Consider the following 17835-nt stretch of genomic DNA (forward strand, 5'->3'; position numbering starts at 1 on the left):
CCATGAACGCGCCCGTCGCCAACACCGTTCCGCTGCGCGCCGTGCGCGCGCCCAGCGAGAAGTACCTGAACTACCTCCGGCGCGACCGCGCCCGCCGCCGGCATATCCGCGTCGCGCAGGCGCTGCTCTTGGCCGTGTTCCTGTGCGCCTGGGAAATCCTGCCGCGCATGCACATTCTCAACCCGCTCCTGACCAGCTACCCCAGCGCGCTGTGGCCGACGTTCATCGAACTCTGGAACAACGGCAACCTGGGCAAGCACATCATGACCACGCTGAGCGCCACGCTGGTGGGCTTCGGCCTGAGCATGGCGATCGGCATCGTGGTGGCGGCGGCGCTGTGGTGGTCGGACTTCCTGTACAAGGTGCTGGACCCCTTCCTGGTGGTGGCCAATGCCATGCCCAAGATCGCCTTCGTGCCGATCTTCTACCTGTGGCTGGGGTCGGACTACGCGGTATACGGCATGGCCGTGGCGATCGCGGTGTTCGTGACCATCATGGTGGTGTATGCGGGCTTTCGCGGCATCGACCTGAACAAGGTGAAGCTGGCCCACACCTTCGGCGCCAGCCGCTGGCAGGTGCTGACCAAGGTGGTGCTGCCGGGCAGCGTGCCCACGTTGATCGCGGCGGTGAAGATGAACATCGGCCTGGCGCTGGTAGGGGTGATCGTGGGCGAGTTCCAGTCGGCGGATTCCGGCCTGGGCTTTCTCATCATGAACGGCAGCCAGGTGTTCAAGCTGAACATCGTCATGACCGCCATCGCCATCCTGGCCGTGATCTCCAGCGTGATGTACCTGATCGTCTACCGCATCGAAGCCGCCATCGCGCGGCGCTACGGATAAGGAGCCGCCATGGAATTCCCGCAATGGGTGCAGGACCGCGTGATCGCCCGCCAGGGCCGCCTGCATCCCTATGACGAACTGCCCGCCGCGCGCCTCGCGGTGGTGGTGGTGGACATGCAGCAGTACTTCACGCTGCCCGGCTATCAGGGCGAATGCGCGCCGGCGCGCGAGATCATCGCCCCCATCAACCGCCTGTGCGACGCGGTGCGCGTCGCCGGCGGCACCATCGTGTGGGTGCAGACCGCTTCTGATAACGCCGACTCGTTCTGGTCGCACCATCACGGCGTGATGTTGACGCCGGAGCGCAGCGCCAGGCGCCTGGAAACACTGCGCCGCGATGCTCCCGGATATGCCTTGCATCAGGACCTGCATGCGCACGACGCCGACCTGCGCGTGACCAAGCGCTTCTACAGCGCGATGGCGCCGGGCTCTTCCGAACTGGAGCCGCTGTTGCGCGGGCGCGGCGTGGACACGCTGCTGATCGCTGGCACGGTCACCAACGTGTGCTGCGAATCCACCGCCCGCGACGCGATGATGCGGGACTTCCGCACCATCATGGTGGACGACGCGCTGGCCGCCGTCACGCCCGCCGAGCACGAGCATGCGCTGCACGGCTGGATGCTGTTCTTCGGCGACGTGCTGTCGGTGGACGAATCGATCGCGCGGCTCAAGCCCGCCCAGGCGGCCAGAAAGACCGCCTGAACGGGCCTGGGATCAGGACAGGTTCAACCAGACCCGGCGCATCGTCGGGTCTTCCGGATCCGCGTCGTTGGTGAAGCCCAGGCTGGTCATCAGCGACAACATGGGCCGGTTGGTCGACAACACCAGGCCGTCGATGTATTCCAGCCCCTGTTCGCGCGCCGCGTCGATCAGCGCCGACATCAGCTGGCGGCCCAGGCCGCGGCGTTGCCAGTCGTCACCGATCACCAGCGCGTACTCCGCCCCCCTGCCGTCCGGATTGCGCAGGTAGTGCGCGAAGCCCACGAGGACCTCGCGCGGATGCCCGCGGTTGGCCGGGTTGGGCACCTGCGTGGCGGCCACGAGCGCCAGCTCGCGGTGGTAGTCCACCTGCGTGTAGCGCGACACCATGCGCGGGGTCAGCTCGCGCATCATGGACACGAAGCGCATGTAGCGCGAACGCTCCGACAGGCCGCGGATGAATTCCTGCAGCGGCTCGCCGTCCTCGGGACGGATGGGACGCAGCACCCAGGGGATGCCGTCGGCGAAGCGGCGCACCTGGACCAGCCGGGCCGGATACGGGTGGATCGCCATATGCGGATAGCCTGCGGTCTGCGGCGTTTCGCAGCCGGGCTTCTCGGTCAGCGTCATGCGCAATCCGCCGGCGCGCAGATGGGTTTCTCCGGCGTATAGCGGATCGATGTCCAGGGACTCGATATCCGGCAATTCCGACACCAGCTCGGACACCAGCACCACCGCCTGTTGCAGCGCCTCGGCGGCCATGTGGCCGATGCGCGGCGCCAGCACCCGGCGCCACAGCCGGCTGCGTTCGATCAGCTGGCGGGCCAGGAAGCCGTTGAGCGGCGGCAGGTCTACGCCGCGGTCGGATTGCGACAGCACCGCGTCCGGACCGCCCGCGCCGAAGCGGATGACGGGGCCGAACTGCGGATCGCGCCGCACCCGGATCGCCATGGGGCGGGATTCCGGCTCGGCCGCCGCCACGTCCATCGGCGTGTCGCGCAGCGGCACGTAGAACAGGGCCAGCAGGCTGCGGATTTCAGAGGTATTCAGTTCGCGCCGGCATTCCGCGCGCACGCGCGCCAGGATCTCGCGCGCGGCGCCCAGGTCCGGCACATGGCTGGCCGGCTCCGGCGGCTGTGTCTGCAGCAGCAGTTGCTGGTTGTAGTGATGGGTCGCCAGCACGCCGAAGGCATCGGCGGCCGATTCCGGCGTGCGGAAAGCCGAGGTGCCCGCGTCGTCCAGCATGCGCCGCAGCGGCCGCATGCCGGCATCGCCCATGAAACAGGTGACGACCGGCTTTTTCGCCTTGGGTGCGATCTGCGCCAGCTCGCGCGCCACCGCCGGCATGTCGGCCAGCGCGTCGGGTGCCAGCAGCACCAGCACGCCGTCCACGCCGGCATCGTCGAGCACCGCGTCCAGCATGGCGCGGATGCGTTCGGGCGTCAGCGGCGTGAAGGTGATGACGGGATTGGCGGTGGCCGCGTCCGGCTCCAGCATGGCCGCCAGCGTCCGCTGGGTCGCGGGCGCGAGTTCGGCGCGCAGCACGGCGGCGTCCGGGCCGATCAGGTCCATGGCCAGCTGGGGCGGCCCGCTGCCGTTGGAGATCAGCGCCACGCGCCGGCCCTTGGGACGGCGCGTGTAGCCCAGCACCTTGACGGCCGAGAACAGCTGCACGAAATAGCGTACCCGCACCGCGCCCGCGCGGCGCAGCGCGGCGTCGAAGATGGCATCGGCGCTGTCGGTGTCCGCACGGCCGGCCTTCAGCACGATCACGGGCTTGATCGAAGCCGCGGCGCGCAAGGTGCTCATGAATTCGCGGGCCGGGCCCACGTCTTCCAGATAGAGCACGATGCTGTCCGTGCGCGGATCGCTGGCCAGGTAGTCCAGCACCTTGGACAGGCCCACCACCGCCTCGTCGCCCAGCGACACGGCGGTGGAAAAGCCGATGTGCACATCTTCGGCCCAGTCCATGACCGCGGCCATGATGGAGCGCGACTGCGCCAACAGCGCCACGCGGCCGGCGCGCGCCAGCACCGGGTGCTGGCTCAGGTTCAGCCCGGCGTGCGGCCGCTGGGCGCCGAAGGAGCGCGGACCCAGCAATTCGCAGCGGTTTTCCTCGGCCCAGGCGCGGCACAGCGCTAGCGTGCCGCGCGGATACGGGTCGGGCAGTTCATGCGGCAACAGGATCACCGAGCGCGGCGCCAGCGGCGACAGCCTGCGCAGCGTTTCCGGCAGGACGGCGGGCGAAACGCAAACCAGGGCCAGATCAGGCCGTTCGCCCTGGGCCAGGCCCTGCAACGTGTCCGGCAGGTCCGGCGCGGCGCCGACTTCGCAGGCCACCACTGTGGTCTTGCCCTTGAGCGCGGGCGGCAACGAGGCCGCCGCCGGCAGCGGCCGGTCGGCGACGATCACCAGCGAGGCGGGCTCGAACATCGGAGCGAGAGCATGTCGCAACATGGTGTTAGCAGGCCCTAATCTAAAATACCCCTCATCGTAACAAGACAACCCCGCCCTACGTTTGACATGGGCCCAGCCTGACGCCGATTTGTGGCGCCGCAGCCGCTATCATTGCCACCTATGACTTCCAACGCCTCTACCCCCATTCGTACCCGTTTCGCGCCCTCGCCCACGGGTTTCCTGCATCTGGGCGGCGCCCGCACGGCGCTGTTCTCCTGGGCCTTCGCGCGCCACCACCAAGGCACCTTCGTGCTGCGCATCGAAGACACGGACGTCGAACGCTCCACGCCGGAAGCGGTGCAGGCCATCCTGGACAGCATGGACTGGCTGGGCATGCAGCCCGATGAAGGCCCCTTCTACCAGATGCAGCGCATGGACCGCTACCGCGAGGTGGTCGCGCAGATGCTGGCCGCCGGCACCGCATACCACTGCTACAGCTCGCCCGAGGAAGTGGAAGCCATGCGCGAAGCCGCCCGCGCCCGCGGCGACAAGCCGCGCTACGACGGCACCTGGCGTCCCGAACCCGGCAAGACCCTGCCGGCCATCCCGGAAGGCCGCAAGCCCGTGGTGCGCTTCAAGAACCCGCAGGAAGGCGCGACCTCCTGGAACGACATGGTCAAGGGCACGATCAGCTTCGACAACACCGAACTCGACGACCTGATCATCGCGCGCCCGGACGGCACGCCCACCTACAACTTCTGCGTCGTGGTCGACGACTGGGACATGGGCATCACCCACGTGCTGCGCGGCGACGACCACGTCAATAACACCCCGCGCCAGATCAACATCCTGCGCGCGCTGGGTGCCACGCTGCCCGAATACGGCCACGTGCCCATGATCCTGGGTCCGGACGGCGAAAAGCTGTCCAAGCGCCACGGCGCCGTCAACGTCATGGAGTACGACAACGAAGGCTATCTGCCGGAAGCCATGGTCAACTACCTGGCGCGCCTGGGCTGGAGCCACGGCGACGACGAACTCTTCTCGCGCGACCAGCTGGTGTCGTGGTTCGACACCAAGCACCTGTCCAAGTCGGCCTCGCAGTGGGATCCGAAGAAGCTGAACTGGGTCAACGCCCACTACATCAAGCAGATGGACAACGCCGAACTGGCCGAGCGCGTGGCGCCGCGCGTGGCGAACCGCGGCGGCCATCCGGAAAAGATCGACCTGCCGGGCGTCATGGGCCTCTTGAAGGACCGCGCTGAAACGCTGGAGCAACTGGCCGACGGCGCCATGCTGTTCTGCGCCGAGTTCAAGGGCGCGCCCGCCGAGCTGGCCGAGCAACACCTGACCGCGCCTGCGCGCGAAGCGCTGGCCGACTTCGCCCAGCGCGCCCAGGACGCGGACTGGACCCGCGAAGCCCTGTCCGCCCTGATCAAGGCCGTGCTGGCCGATCGCGGCATGAAGATGCCGCAACTGGCCATTCCCCTGCGCGTCGCCGTCACCGGCCAGACCCAGACCCCGGCCGTGGACGCCGTGCTGGCCCTGCTGGGCAAGCAGACGGTGCTCAAGCGCCTGGCTGCGATCTAAGCGCCTGTCCCAAAAACACCGCGGGCCTTGCTCATCCTGGAATGAGCAAGGCCCGCGGTGTTTCAGCCGTTCCTTCAGGCTTGCTGGATGGCCGCGCGCGCCTTCAATGCGCGCGCGAAGAACGCGCCCAGCAAGGGCAACAGCGCCGCCGAGCCGCCAAACAACGCGGCAGGCCCGATCTCATCGACCACCGCGCCCGCCAAGGCCACGCCCGCCGCCTGGCCCATGAACAGGCAGGACGCGAACCACGCGACGGCCGTGCCGCGCGCCGACGGCACCATCTGCGTCGCATTCGTCTGCAACGTGGCATGCAGCAGGTAGTAGCCGAAACCCGCCAGCACGCTGGCCAGCAAGCTCCACATCCAAACCGGACCTAGCAAATACGACAGGAACGCCACGCCCAGCACCAGTCCGCCGGCGATCGCCAGCCCGCGTTCGCCCAGGCGTTTCAGGATGCGGCCCGCCACCACCGTATAAAGCAAGCCGCCCACGGCATACACGGCCACCAGCGCGCCCGCGGCGGTCAGAGAGATACCGAAGCGTTCATGCAGGTAGGAAGGCGCAAAGGCCAGGGCGCCGAACACCAGCAGGCCTTCGACGAATACCGTCGCCAGCACGATGCGCGCCCAGGGCGTACTCAACACCAGCCGCGCCTGCGCCACGAAGCCCTGGCGCACCGCGCCGGGATCCACCTGGCCCAGGCCCGAGACCTGCTGGCGCCGCACTTCCAGCAACAGCAGCACGCCCACTATCAGATAGCCGCAGACCAGCGCGGCGAACGCCCAGCGCCAGCCCACGGTGTCGGCAAACAGGCCGCCAGCCAGTTGGCCGGCCGACATGCCGAGGATGGTGCCGGTCAGGAAGCGCGCCAGGGTGGCCTGGCGGCGTTCGTAGGGCACGTTGTCGCCGATCCAGGCCATCGACAACGGCACGATGCCCGCCCCCGCGGCGCCCGAAAGGACGCGGCAGAACACCAGCACGTCCAGCGACCCGGCAACCACGGCGCCGGCGCTGCCCAGCGCGCAGGCAAAGGTCGCGATGCTGACGACGCGGTACTTGCCGTAGCGGTCGCCCAGGGGGCCGAAGAACATCTGCAACACGCCGTAGGCCACGGCGAACGCGGTCACGGCGCGCGCGGCCTGGCCTGTAGTGGTGCCGAATTCCGCCGCCAGCTGCGGCAACATGGGATCACAAATGCGGAAGGCGCTGGCGCTGACGAAAGCGGCCAGGGCAAGCAGCGCGATGGCGCGCGCTTCGGAGGACAAGGCAGGCATGGATGACCGGCTGCGGGCGATGGGTGAAGACCGCACCTTACCGCAGCCCGGCCATCTTGGCTTTGCCGCGGGGCGGAATGTCCGTCCCGCGCAACGCTCAATAAGGCAGGCGGTAGCCCGTGGGCATGCGGCGCGCGGTCATGACCTGGCCGCCGTTTTTCAGCTCGCGCATCGTCAGGCGGGTCTTCTCGACCTTTTCGACGCGGTAGCGGTTCAGGTAGATCGGATCGTTGGCGTCCACCAGTTCGCCAGCGGACTTGGTGGTCTGCATCGTGTAGATGCCGTCCGCCACGCTCCAGCAGCCGGTCTCGCGCAACGCGGGACGCGTCTTGCGGCCGATCTTCAGCAGGGATTCATAGGCCATGGTGCCATCGGCGGACAGCACGATCAGCGATTGCAGATCGCCGCTGACGTCGCGCGGGCGGCTGTTCGACAGCCAGGTGCCTATCATGGGATCGCCGGCCTTGGCGGGCACGCAGGCCACCGGCTTGGGCGGTTCCGCGGGCTGGGCCTCGGTGATGGTGGCGGGCTTTCTGGCGGCGCAGCCGGCCAGGATCAGAACGGCGCAGGCGACGCCCGCCGTACGCAAATACACACTGCTCATGACTTCCTCAACACGTCTGTCGACGCGCCGCACCGAGCACCCCGGCGCGTCCCTCGCGCAGCAAACATCACGCACTCTAAAGAGCCGTTTGCGAAGAATCAACGGCGATCCGCGACCAGTGCAATTGCGCAACAGTAGGCCCCGGAATTGGCCTGTTTTATGGCCGCAAATCGCAAAAATGCGTTGGTTTCAAGCGACAGTGCGGCCGCGTTTCGCGGCCTTCGCGCGCAGCATTTCCTCCATGCGCGCGGCAGCCGGAGACAGGCTGCGGCCGGCCAGCCGGGTGATGCCCAGTTCACGCTCGATGCGCGGGGCGGATAGCGGCACGAAGGCCAGTCCGCGCGAGTCCGGCGGCACGCCCAGCCGCGCCAGCACCGTGACGCCGACGCCGCGTTCCAGCATGGCCAGAAGCGACATCATGTTGGACACGAAGACCTGCCGGTCCAGCATGAAGGCCGCCTGCGGATAGCCGGCAAGCTGGCGATGGGCGATGGTGCCGACCAGAGGCAGGTCCTCGATCTCGCGCCAGGTCACCGATTTGCGCCTGGCCAGCGGATGGCCGCGATGGCAGACCAGGCCGAAGGCGTCACGCAGCAAAGGCTCGAACGACAGTCGCCGGTCCTGCGACACCGGACTGCACACGCCCAGCTCCGCCTCCCCTGCCAGCACCATGCGCTCCACGCCTTCCGAGTTGTCGTCGAACAGGCGCAACGCCACCGCCGGATAGCGTTCGCGGTACGTCGCCACCAGTTCCGGCAACCAGTGCGTGGCCACGGTGGCGACGGACGCCATGGTCAAGGTGCCGGCCTCGTTGCTTGCCAGCCCCGACAGCGCGCCCGCCACGCGGTCGTGGTGCTGCACCAGTTCACGCGCCAGCGGCAGGCAATCCTGCCCGAATCGCGTAAGCGTGCCACGGTTGCCCGGCTCGAACAGCGGCTGCCCCAGGCGCTGCTCCATCTCGCGGATGGACAGCGACAACGCCGGCTGTGAGCGGAAGGCCCGCGCCGCGGCCGCGCGGAAGCTGCGCAGCTCGGCCACCAGCAGGAAGTGGCGGTAGTGCGTGATGGAAATCTCGGGCAAGGGGCGCATGGCTGGCCTCGATTAGTGAAACTTATCCAATCATATGAAAAATAAAGTTTTCTGATAGTTCGGCCGCACCTAAGATGGCCGCACCATGAATGCCGACTCGCTGCTCCCGCCTCTTTCCATCCGCGCCGACCCGCTGGATTTCAACCGCATCGACCAATTGCCCGCGCATCCCGCAGGCCAGGGCCGCCTGATAGTCGGCGCCGATCCTCGGGACGACAGGCCAGGCCTGCTGTTCGTGCCCGGCGCTTACCACGGCGCCTGGTGCTATGCGCACTATCTGGATTTCTTCGCCCGCGCCGGCCTCGCCTGCGCGGCGCTGGATCTGCGCGGCCACGGCGCCCTGCCCCAGGACGCGGCGTTTGCGTCGGTTGGCATCGCCGACCTGGGCCAGGATGTCGTCAGCGCGCTGGACGCGCTGGCTCGTCCCACGGTCGTCATCGGCCACAGCATGGGCGCGCTGCCCGCGCTGCTGGGCGCCAGCCAGCGGACGGTGGCGGGCGTGGTCCTGCTGGCGCCGTCGCCGCCCGGCGACCTGCCCGGCGCGCAAGCGCTGCCCCCTGTCCCCGAAGGCCTGCCGCGCAGCGCGCCGAACGACGCCGAAATCCGCGCGCGCTTTCTGGCGACCTCGCCAGACCGCAACGTCGCCTCGGTATCGCGGCGCCTGTGCCCCGAAAGTCCGGAAGTGCTCAACGACCGTTATCTGCTGCGCGTGCCCGTCGACGCCGCCGCCATCCACGCTCCCGGCCTGTGCCTGGAAGCCGGCCTGGACACGCATGACCGCCATCCGCCAGGCCAGGATCTGGCGATCGCGCGCCGCTTCGGTTTTTCCCACGCCGTGCTTGCCGGCCAACCGCATTGCATGATGTACGCGGACCAGTGGCAAGTCAGCGCCGCCGCCATCCTGGATTGGCACCGCAGCCAATTCGGTTGATCGCCCCCCCAATACCAACGACAACAACGACAACGACGCGCAATCGCGCCATCAGGAGACAAGCATGTCCATTCCCCGTTCCCTCCGTCCGGCCCTGATCGGCGCCGGCCTGCTGCTGGCCGCGGCCTCGCACGCCGCCGGCTGGCCCGAGAAACCCGTGACCCTCATCGTGCCGTCCGCCGCCGGCGGCGCGGCCGACCTCACCGCGCGCACCCTGGCGCAATACCTGGGCGAAAAGACCGGCCAGACCGTGGTGGTCGAGGACCGTCCCGGCGCCGGCGGCATCGTCGGCACCAACGCCGCAAAGAACGCCGCGGCGGACGGCTACACCTTCCTGCTGTCCACCAACTCCACCCACTCGGCCAACCAGTTCCTCTACAAGAGTCTGCCCTACGACGCGCAGAAGGACTTCCGCCAGGTCGGCATGCTGGGCACCTTCGGCACGGTCGGCGTAGTGTCGCCCGACAGCCCGTACCGCACGGTGCCCGACCTGGTCGCCTATGCCAAGCAGCATCCCGGACAGGTCTTCTTCGGCTACTACAGCTCGTCCTCGCAAGTGCCGTCCGAACTGTTGAAGCAGCGCGCCGGCATCGAGATCACCGGCGCGGCCTACAAGAACATCACGCAGATCATCACCGACCTGCGCGGCAAGCAGATCAACTTCGCCTTCGTCGACTACCTGACCGCAATGGGCCAGATCGACGGCAAGGGGCTCATCCCCATTGCCGTCACCGGCGCCCAGCCGCATGCGGCCTGGCCCAGCGTGCCGACCATGGCCACCTACTATCCGGATTTCGTCGTTGCCGGCTGGCTCGGCCTGTCGGCCCCGGCAGGCACGCCGCAGGACATCGTGGAAAAGATGAACGCCCACATGCAGGCGGCGGTGAAGGACGAAGCGACTGCGAAGAAGCTGCGCGCCCTGGGCCTGACGCCGGAATCGATGGACGTGGCGCGCTTCGATGCCTTTGTGAAGGAAGACACCGCGCGCTGGAAGGAATGGATCCGGATCTCGGGCATCCAACCCCAATAAATTCGGGGCCCTCCTATATCTATATAGAGAGGGCCCGTTTTATCTACAGCGGCAGGCGCTGCTCGTGCTTGATTTCGCGCAGCGCGACGATGGTGCGCGTCTGCCGTATGCCCGGCATGTTGAACAGGAACCGGTGCAGGAAACGGTCATAGGCCTCCGGGCTTTCGACCAGGATCTTCAGCAGGAAGTCCGAATCCCCCGTCACCGCGTAGCACTCCAGGATTTCGGGCGCGTCGCGCACCGAGCGCTCGAAGTTTTCGACCGTATTGGCGGAGTGCCGTTCCAGGCTGATCTGCGCGAACATGCAGCCCAGTCCCACCTTGCTGCGGTCCACCTGGGCGCTATAGCCCTGGATCACCCCGCTGGCCTCCATCGCCTTCACCCGCCGCCACACCGGCGCGGCCGACAGCCCCACCTTCTCTGAAAGCTGCTGCGCCGAGGCCCGGCCGTCCTCCTGCAAGGCCTTGAGGATGCCGATATCGGTCTTGTCCATCGCTTAGTCTCCTGGTTTTTATCGAACACGAAACGTTCATTGCGAATTATAGGGATAGCACGATCCAAAAACGCAATAAACCTGATGGCTCGCGAACCTATCATGGTGCCGAAACCAGGAGTATTCACCATGGACGGTACCCCCGCCGCCGAACCCCAGCTGGACCTCGAGTACCAGCTCGCCGACAACCTCACCCGCAGCTCCGGCCGCATCTTCATGACCGGCACCCAGGCGCTGGTGCGCATCATGCTCACCCAAGCCCGGATGGACCGCGAACGCGGCCTGAACACGGCCGGCTTCGTCTCGGGCTACCGCGGCTCGCCGCTGGGCGGCGTGGACATGGCCATGTGGAAGGCGCAAAAGGCGCTGGACGCCAACCAGATCACCTTCCTGCCCGCCATCAACGAAGACATGGCGGCCACCGCGGTCATGGGCACCCAGCAGGCCGGCGTGCGCGCCGACCGCAACGTCGATGGCGTCTATGCCATGTGGTACGGCAAGGGCCCCGGCGTGGATCGCGCCGGCGACGCGCTGCATCATGGCAACGCGGCGGGCGCATCGCGCAACGGCGGCGTGCTGGTGGTGGTGGGCGACGACCACACCGCCGTCTCGTCCTCCATCCCGCACTCCAGCGAGGCCTCGCTGATCGGCTGGCAGATGCCCATCGTGCATCCCGCCTCCATCGACGAATACGAAACCTTCGCGCTGTGGGGCTGGGCCCTGTCGCGCTACTCGGGCACCTGGGTCGCCTTCAAGGCCGTGTCCGAAACCATCGAATGCGGGCATTCCTTCGTTCCCGCCCCCGCCCAGCGCTACGACATGCTGGCGGATCCGGACATGCCGCCCGAATCGCTGGAATATTCCGCGCGCGACTTCCTGTCGCTGGCGATCGAAACGCGCATGAACCTGCGCATGAAGGCCGTGGCCGCATTCGCGCGCCGCCACAGCATCGATCGCCTGACCTGTCCGGCGCCCAAGGCCACTGTCGGCATCGTCACGGTGGGCAAGGCGCACCTGGACACCATGGAAGCGCTGTCGCGCCTGGGCGTGGACACCGTCACCGCCAACGCGCCGGTGCGCATCTACAAGCCCGGCCTGACCTGGCCGCTGGATAGCGAACGTCTGCTGGAATTCGCGCGCGGCCTCTCGCACATCCTGGTGATCGAGGAAAAGGGCGCCGTGGTCGAAAGCCAGATCAAGGACCTGCTGTTCAACCTGCCGGACCGCCCCACCGTCATCGGCAAGAAAGGCTTCGACGGCGAAGCGCTGGTGCCCTCGGCCGGCCAGCTGCGCCCTTCCCTGCTGGCGCAGCCGCTGGCCAGCTGGCTCAGCCGCGCCGCCGGCCTGCCGCTGGCGGCGGACCTGTCCGCATTCGCGTGCCAGGCGCCGTTGTCCAACGATGCCGACGGCATGCGCCGCCGCCCCTATTTCTGTTCGGGCTGCCCGCACAGTACCTCGACCAAGGTGCCCGAAGGCAGCCAGGCGCTGTCGGGCGTGGGCTGCCACTACATGGCCGCCTGGATGGACCGCGACACCGGCGGCCTGACGCAGATGGGCGGCGAAGGCGTGGACTGGATCGGCCTGTCGCGCTACACCAAGATGCCGCACATCTTCCAGAACATGGGAGAAGGCACCTATTACCACTCCGGCTATCTCGCCATCCGCCAGGCCGTGGCCGCCAAGGCCAACATCACCTACAAGATCCTGTTCAACGACGCCACGGCCATGACGGGCGGCCAACCCATCGACGGCCCGATCTCGGTGCCCAGCATCTGCCAGCAACTGCGCGGCGAGAACGTGGCCCGCATCGTCGTCACCACCGACGAACCCGAAAAGTACCAAGGCGTGGACCTGGGCGCCGGCATCAAGGTGCACCACCGCCGCGAACTGGACGCGCTGCAGCGCGAGCTGCGCGAGATCCCCGGCGTGACCGTTCTGATCCATGACCAGACCTGCGCCGCTGAAAAGCGCCGCCGCCGCAAGAAGAACCAATTTCCCGACCCGGCGCGCCGCATGCTGATCAACAGCGCCGTCTGCGAAGGCTGCGGCGACTGCGGCGTGCAATCGAACTGCCTGTCGGTGGTGCCGCTGGAAACGCCCTATGGCCGCAAGCGCGCCATCGACCAGTCCAGCTGCAACAAGGACTATTCCTGCGCCGAAGGCTTCTGCCCCAGCTTCGTCTCCGTGATGGGCGGCAAGCCCAAGAAGAGTGCGGCGCCCAAGGCCGACCAGGAACGCCTGCAGAAATTGATCGCGCAATTGCCCCTGCCGGCCATGCCCGCGCTGGACCATCCCTATCGCCTGCTGGTCGCCGGCATGGGCGGCACCGGCGTCATCACCATCGGCGCCATCGTGTCGATGGCGGCGCATCTGGAAGGCCTGTCCGCCGCGGTGCTGGACCTGACCGGCCTGGCGCAGAAAGGCGGCACGGTCGTCAGCCACATCCGCCTGGCGCCTGCCGGCGCGCCTGCCGGCCCGGTACGCCTGGACTGGCAGCAGGCCGACGCCGCGATCCTGTGCGACCCGGTCGCCTCCGTGGCGCCGGACTCGCTGGGCGCGCTGCGCCGCGGCCACACCCAGGTCACGGTCAACAGCTACGTGGCCCCGGTCTCCGACTTCACCCGCAACCCGGACGCGGCCATGCGGCCCGAAGCGCTGCTGGCCAAGATCCGCCACGCCGCGGGCGAATCCAACACCGTCGCGATCGACGCGCACGAGGCCGCGCTGGCGCTGTTCGGCGACAGCATCCTGTCCAATATGTTCATGCTGGGCTATGCCTGGCAGCGCGGCGGCGTGCCGCTGTCGCAGGCCGCCATCAACCGCGCCATCGAACTCAACGGCGTGGCCGTGGCCGCCAACCGGGCTGCCTTCGACAGCGGCCGTCTGGCAGCGCACCAGCCCGACGCGCTGGAAGGCGCGTTGCGCCCGCGCGCCCAGGTCGTGCAACTGCACGTGCCCGAATCGTTCGAACGCGCCGTCGCCCGCCGCATCGAAGACCTGACCGCCTATCAAAACGCCGACTACGCCCGCCAGTTCCAGGACGTGGTCGAGGCCGTCGCGGCGCGCGAACGCGAATTGGCGCCCGACGCCAAGACGCCGCGCCTGGCGCTCGCTGTCGCGCGCGGCCTCTTCAAGCTCATGGCCTACAAGGACGAGTACGAAGTCGCGCGGCTCTACACGGGCGCCTCCTTCCAGGCGCAGTTGCTGGGCCAGTTCGAAGGCGACTACAGCCTGCGCTTCCACATGGCCCCGCCCATCTTCGCCCGCAAGGACCCGCGCACCGGCGTGCCGCGCAAGATGACGCTGGGCCCGCGCACCATGACCGCGCTGAAAATGCTGACGCGCCTGAAGGGCCTGCGCGGCACCTGGTTCGATCCCTTCGGCCACACCGCCGAACGCAAGATGGAACGGGCGCTGGTGCGCGAGTACCGCCAGACCATAGACCAGTTGCTCGCAGGGTTGACCCGCGACAAGCTGGCTCAAGCGGCTACAATCGCCGGCCTTGCAGAAACCATCCGCGGCTTCGGTCACGTGAAGGCTGCAAACGTCGAGAAGTATCGGACGGAGTTGGGCCGCTTGATGCAAACCTATACGGCGCCTGCCCCGCGCGATATGCCCCTGCGGAAGACCGCATAAACATTCGCTCCGAGCGGCACCTTCCTGGGCGCGCCTTGCTGGGCGCGCCTAGTGCATTTGGTAACAACCTTTTGTGAACTTCGTCTTATTTTTTTCTTGTCCCTGTCGTACTCGATCACTAGAATTAGTGTCCAACGAGGGGTGCTACACTATATGTTGTGGTCGCTTAAGAGCTGATTCCCGTCGGCCACGCCTTTTGGACTAAGCCGTCCTAGCGTTACGACCCCCTCAAAAGATCCGATTTTGTACCTGACATGACGCCGTCATGTCGCTATCTACGCGCTTTTCGCACAGGAGCTTCCATGCAGACTACGATCGCCTCTGTGACCCGGCCCTCGGCCGTGCCGCCCTCCCAAACCGATTCCCCTGCCGACCCCAATGGCGGGCAATGGGCCAGCTACAACATCATTCGCCGCAATGGCTCGGTGGTCGGGTTCGAACCCAACAAGATCGCCATCGCCATGACCAAGGCCTTCCTGGCCGTCAACGGCGGCCAGGGCGCGGCCTCCGCGCGCGTGCGTGAGCTGGTCGAGAACCTGACCGGCCAGGCCGTCAACGCGCTGGTGCGCAACCGCCCCAACGGCGGCACCTTCCATATTGAAGACATCCAGGACCAGGTCGAACTGGCCCTGATGCGCTCGGGCGAACACGACGTCGCCCGCGCCTACGTGCTGTACCGCGAAAAGCGCACGCAGGAACGCGCGGCCGCCGCTGCCGCCGCCGCCGACAACCAGGAAAAGGCCGCCGCCCCGCAGGAACACGTGTTGAACGTGACCGACGCCGGCGTGCGCCGCCCGCTGGATCTGGCTGAGCTGCGCGCCACCATCGAAGCCGCCGGCGAAGGCCTGGCCGAATTCATCGACACGGAAGCGATCCTGAAGGAAACGGTCAAGAACCTCTACGACGGCATCCCCGTCGACGAAGTGTTCAAGTCCGCCATCCTGTCCGCGCGCGCGCTGGTCGAAAAGGACCCGGCCTACAGCCAGGTCACCGCCCGTCTGCTGCTGCACACGATCCGCAAGGAAGTGCTGGGCGAAGAAGTCTCGCAGGACGGCATGGCCGCCCGCTACGCCGAATACTTCCCCACCTTCATCGCCCGCGGCATCGAAGGCGGCCTGCTGTCGCCCGATCTGGCCAGCTATGACCTGACCAAGCTGGGCCACGCCCTGAACGCCAAGCGCGACCTGCAATTCGGCTACCTCGGCCTGCAGACCCTGTACGACCGCTACTTCCTGCACATCCGCGGCACGCGCATCGAACTGCCGCAGGTGTTCTTCATGCGCGTGGCCATGGGCCTGGCGCTGCGCGAGACCGACCGCGAAGCCCGCGCCATCGAGTTCTACGAGATCCTGTCCTCGTTCGACTTCATGAGCTCGACGCCGACGCTGTTCAACTCGGGCACGCTGCACTCGCAGCTGTCGTCGTGCTACCTGACCACCGTCTCCGACGACCTGGAAGGCATCTACGACGCCATCAAGGAAAACGCGCTGCTGGCCAAGTACGCCGGCGGCCTGGGCAACGACTGGACCCCGGTGCGCGCGCTGCGCAGCCACATCAAGGGCACCAACGGCGAAAGCCAGGGCGTCGTGCCGTTCCTGAAGGTCGTCAACGACACCGCCGTCGCGGTCAACCAGGGCGGCAAGCGCAAGGGCGCTGTCTGCACGTACCTGGAATCGTGGCACCTGGACATCGAAGAATTCCTGGAACTGCGCAAGAACACCGGCGACGAGCGCCGCCGCACGCACGACATGAACACGGCGAACTGGATTCCCGACCTGTTCATGAAGCGCGTCATGGAAGGCGGCGAGTGGACGCTGTTCTCGCCGTCCGACTGCCCCGACCTGCACGACAAGTACGGCCGCGCCTTTGAAGAAGCCTACGTGGGCTACGAAGCGCGCGTTGCCAGCGGCGAGCTCAAGCTCTTCAAGAAGATGCCGGCGCTGAACCTGTGGCGCAAGATGCTGTCGATGCTGTTCGAAACCGGCCACCCCTGGATCACGTTCAAGGATCCTTGCAACATCCGTTCGCCGCAGCAGCACGTCGGCGTCGTGCACAGCTCGAACCTGTGCACCGAGATCACGCTGAACACCAACGAATCCGAAATCGCGGTGTGCAACCTGGGTTCCGTGAACCTGGTCGCGCACATGAAGCCGGCTGCCGGCGGCGGTTTCGAACTCGACCACGACAAGATCAAGCGCACGGTCAGCATCGCCATGCGCATGCTCGACAACGTGATCGACATCAACTACTACGCCGTCGACAAGGCCCGCAATTCCAACGCGCGCCATCGTCCGGTGGGCATGGGCATCATGGGCTTCCAGGACTGCCTGCAGATGATGCGCGTGCCTTACGCATCGCAGTCGGCCGTCGAGTTCGCCGACCGTTCGATGGAAGCCGTGTGCTATCACGCGTACTGGGCCTCGAGCCTGCTCGCTGAAGAGCGCGGCCGTTATCAATCGTATGAAGGCTCGCTGTGGTCGCGCGGCATCTTGCCGCAAGACACGTTGAAGATGCTGCGCGATGAACGCGGTGGTCACGTTGAAGTTGATGAGTCGAGCACGCTCGATTGGGATACGTTGCGCGCGCGCATCAAACAACATGGCATGCGCAACTCCAATTGCATCGCAATCGCCCCAACCGCGACTATTTCCAATATCATTGGTGTATCTGCGTGCATCGAACCCACTTTCCAGAACTTGTACGTCAAATCGAATCTCTCCGGCGAGTTCACGGTCGTTAACGATTACCTCGTGCGTGACCTGAAGAAACTCGGTCTCTGGGACGAAGTCATGGTCGCCGACCTCAAGTACTTCGACGGCAGCCTGTCCCGCATCGATCGCGTACCTTCCGAACTCCGCGACCTCTACGCCACCGCGTTCGAAGTCGAACCGAGCTGGCTGGTTGAATGCGCGTCGCGCCGCCAGAAGTGGATCGATCAAGCACAGTCGCTGAACATCTACATGTCGGGCGCGTCGGGCAAGAAGCTGGACGACACCTACAAGCTGGCCTGGAAGCGCGGCCTGAAGACGACCTACTACCTGCGTACGCTTGGCGCCACCAGCGCCGAGAAGTCCACGGGACGCGGCGGCGAATTGAACGCCGTCTCGGCGGGCGCACCGTCCGCTGGTCCTGCTGTCGCTGCTGCACCTGTTTTGCCGGAACCCGAAGTTCTCGGGGCGGTTTGCACCATGCGGCCGGGCGACCCCGGCTTCGAAGAGTGCGAAGCCTGCCAATAACCGCCTCCGGAGAATGAATC

At 66.9% G+C, this 17835-nt stretch carries 12 protein-coding genes; 7 read left to right on the forward strand and 5 right to left on the reverse strand.

What is annotated here, in order from left to right; genetic code table 11:
• The first annotated feature begins 2 nt into the window (after positions 1 to 2).
• The gene (locus tag IB268_RS29010) at positions 3 to 839 is read left to right on the forward strand and encodes an ABC transporter permease (protein ID WP_054458365.1); all 837 of its coding nucleotides are present in this window, start codon (positions 3 to 5) and stop codon (positions 837 to 839) included.
• Between the two features lie 9 nt (positions 840 to 848).
• Positions 849 to 1541 carry an isochorismatase family cysteine hydrolase gene (locus tag IB268_RS29015; protein ID WP_192355195.1) on the forward strand — a complete coding sequence of 231 codons (693 nt, stop codon included), beginning with the start codon at positions 849 to 851 and terminating at the stop codon, positions 1539 to 1541.
• Positions 1542 to 1553: 12 nt separating this feature from the next.
• Here IB268_RS29015 and IB268_RS29020 read toward each other — a convergent pair whose 3' ends face one another.
• A complete protein-coding gene (locus IB268_RS29020) occupies positions 1554 to 3995 on the reverse strand; it encodes a GNAT family N-acetyltransferase (RefSeq protein WP_119450709.1) in 2442 nt (813 codons plus the stop codon).
• Positions 3996 to 4115: 120 nt separating this feature from the next.
• On the opposite strand from IB268_RS29020, the gene gltX reads away from it, so the two are divergent.
• A complete protein-coding gene (gene gltX / locus IB268_RS29025; RefSeq protein ID WP_054458359.1) occupies positions 4116 to 5522 on the forward strand; it encodes a glutamate--tRNA ligase in 1407 nt (468 codons plus the stop codon).
• A 74-nt stretch (positions 5523 to 5596) separates the two neighbouring features.
• Here the strand turns inward: gltX and IB268_RS29030 are convergent, their stop codons facing one another.
• The 3 genes from IB268_RS29030 to IB268_RS29040 all read right to left on the reverse strand — a co-directional run bounded on the left by IB268_RS29030 (position 5597) and on the right by IB268_RS29040 (position 8489).
• Positions 5597 to 6796, reverse strand: a complete 1200-nt coding sequence (locus tag IB268_RS29030; protein ID WP_054458357.1) for an MFS transporter — start codon at positions 6794 to 6796, stop codon at positions 5597 to 5599.
• A 97-nt stretch (positions 6797 to 6893) separates the two neighbouring features.
• A complete protein-coding gene (locus tag IB268_RS29035; protein WP_054458355.1) occupies positions 6894 to 7400 on the reverse strand; it encodes a hypothetical protein in 507 nt (168 codons plus the stop codon).
• Between the two features lie 189 nt (positions 7401 to 7589).
• Positions 7590 to 8489, reverse strand: a complete 900-nt coding sequence (locus IB268_RS29040; RefSeq protein ID WP_054458353.1) for a LysR family transcriptional regulator — start codon at positions 8487 to 8489, stop codon at positions 7590 to 7592.
• Between the two features lie 85 nt (positions 8490 to 8574).
• On the opposite strand from IB268_RS29040, the gene IB268_RS29045 reads away from it, so the two are divergent.
• The gene (locus tag IB268_RS29045) at positions 8575 to 9420 is read left to right on the forward strand and encodes an alpha/beta hydrolase (RefSeq protein WP_192355196.1); all 846 of its coding nucleotides are present in this window, start codon (positions 8575 to 8577) and stop codon (positions 9418 to 9420) included.
• A 64-nt stretch (positions 9421 to 9484) separates the two neighbouring features.
• Positions 9485 to 10450 (forward strand): tripartite tricarboxylate transporter substrate binding protein, encoded by a 966-nt coding sequence (locus IB268_RS29050; RefSeq protein ID WP_054458547.1) that lies wholly within the window; start codon positions 9485 to 9487, stop codon positions 10448 to 10450.
• Between the two features lie 43 nt (positions 10451 to 10493).
• Here the strand turns inward: IB268_RS29050 and IB268_RS29055 are convergent, their stop codons facing one another.
• A complete protein-coding gene (locus tag IB268_RS29055; protein WP_008159001.1) occupies positions 10494 to 10943 on the reverse strand; it encodes an Lrp/AsnC family transcriptional regulator in 450 nt (149 codons plus the stop codon).
• 129 nt (positions 10944 to 11072) lie between these two features.
• Between IB268_RS29055 and IB268_RS29060 the strand changes: the two genes are divergently transcribed.
• Complete coding sequence (locus IB268_RS29060; RefSeq protein WP_192355197.1) at positions 11073 to 14579, forward strand: indolepyruvate ferredoxin oxidoreductase family protein; 3507 nt, start codon at positions 11073 to 11075, stop codon at positions 14577 to 14579.
• Between the two features lie 302 nt (positions 14580 to 14881).
• Entirely contained in the window at positions 14882 to 17815 is a 2934-nt protein-coding gene (locus IB268_RS29065) for a ribonucleoside-diphosphate reductase subunit alpha (RefSeq protein WP_054458348.1), read from the forward strand.
• Positions 17816 to 17835: the final 20 nt, after the last annotated feature.

The sequence above is a fragment of the Achromobacter sp. ACM01 genome, assembly GCF_014851745.1.
In the GTDB taxonomy this organism is placed as follows: Bacteria; Pseudomonadota; Gammaproteobacteria; order Burkholderiales; family Burkholderiaceae_B; genus Achromobacter; species Achromobacter aegrifaciens.

Coding starts and splice junctions, on each gene's coding strand:
- IB268_RS29010 (WP_054458365.1), top strand. CDS start 3: ATGAACGCGCCCGTCGCCAACACCGTTCCGCTGCGCGCCGTGCGCGCG.
- IB268_RS29015 (WP_192355195.1), top strand. CDS start 849: ATGGAATTCCCGCAATGGGTGCAGGACCGCGTGATCGCCCGCCAGGGC.
- IB268_RS29020 (WP_119450709.1), bottom strand. CDS start 3,995: ATGTTGCGACATGCTCTCGCTCCGATGTTCGAGCCCGCCTCGCTGGTG.
- gltX (WP_054458359.1), top strand. CDS start 4,116: ATGACTTCCAACGCCTCTACCCCCATTCGTACCCGTTTCGCGCCCTCG.
- IB268_RS29030 (WP_054458357.1), bottom strand. CDS start 6,796: ATGCCTGCCTTGTCCTCCGAAGCGCGCGCCATCGCGCTGCTTGCCCTG.
- IB268_RS29035 (WP_054458355.1), bottom strand. CDS start 7,400: ATGAGCAGTGTGTATTTGCGTACGGCGGGCGTCGCCTGCGCCGTTCTG.
- IB268_RS29040 (WP_054458353.1), bottom strand. CDS start 8,489: ATGCGCCCCTTGCCCGAGATTTCCATCACGCACTACCGCCACTTCCTG.
- IB268_RS29045 (WP_192355196.1), top strand. CDS start 8,575: ATGAATGCCGACTCGCTGCTCCCGCCTCTTTCCATCCGCGCCGACCCG.
- IB268_RS29050 (WP_054458547.1), top strand. CDS start 9,485: ATGTCCATTCCCCGTTCCCTCCGTCCGGCCCTGATCGGCGCCGGCCTG.
- IB268_RS29055 (WP_008159001.1), bottom strand. CDS start 10,943: ATGGACAAGACCGATATCGGCATCCTCAAGGCCTTGCAGGAGGACGGC.
- IB268_RS29060 (WP_192355197.1), top strand. CDS start 11,073: ATGGACGGTACCCCCGCCGCCGAACCCCAGCTGGACCTCGAGTACCAG.
- IB268_RS29065 (WP_054458348.1), top strand. CDS start 14,882: ATGCAGACTACGATCGCCTCTGTGACCCGGCCCTCGGCCGTGCCGCCC.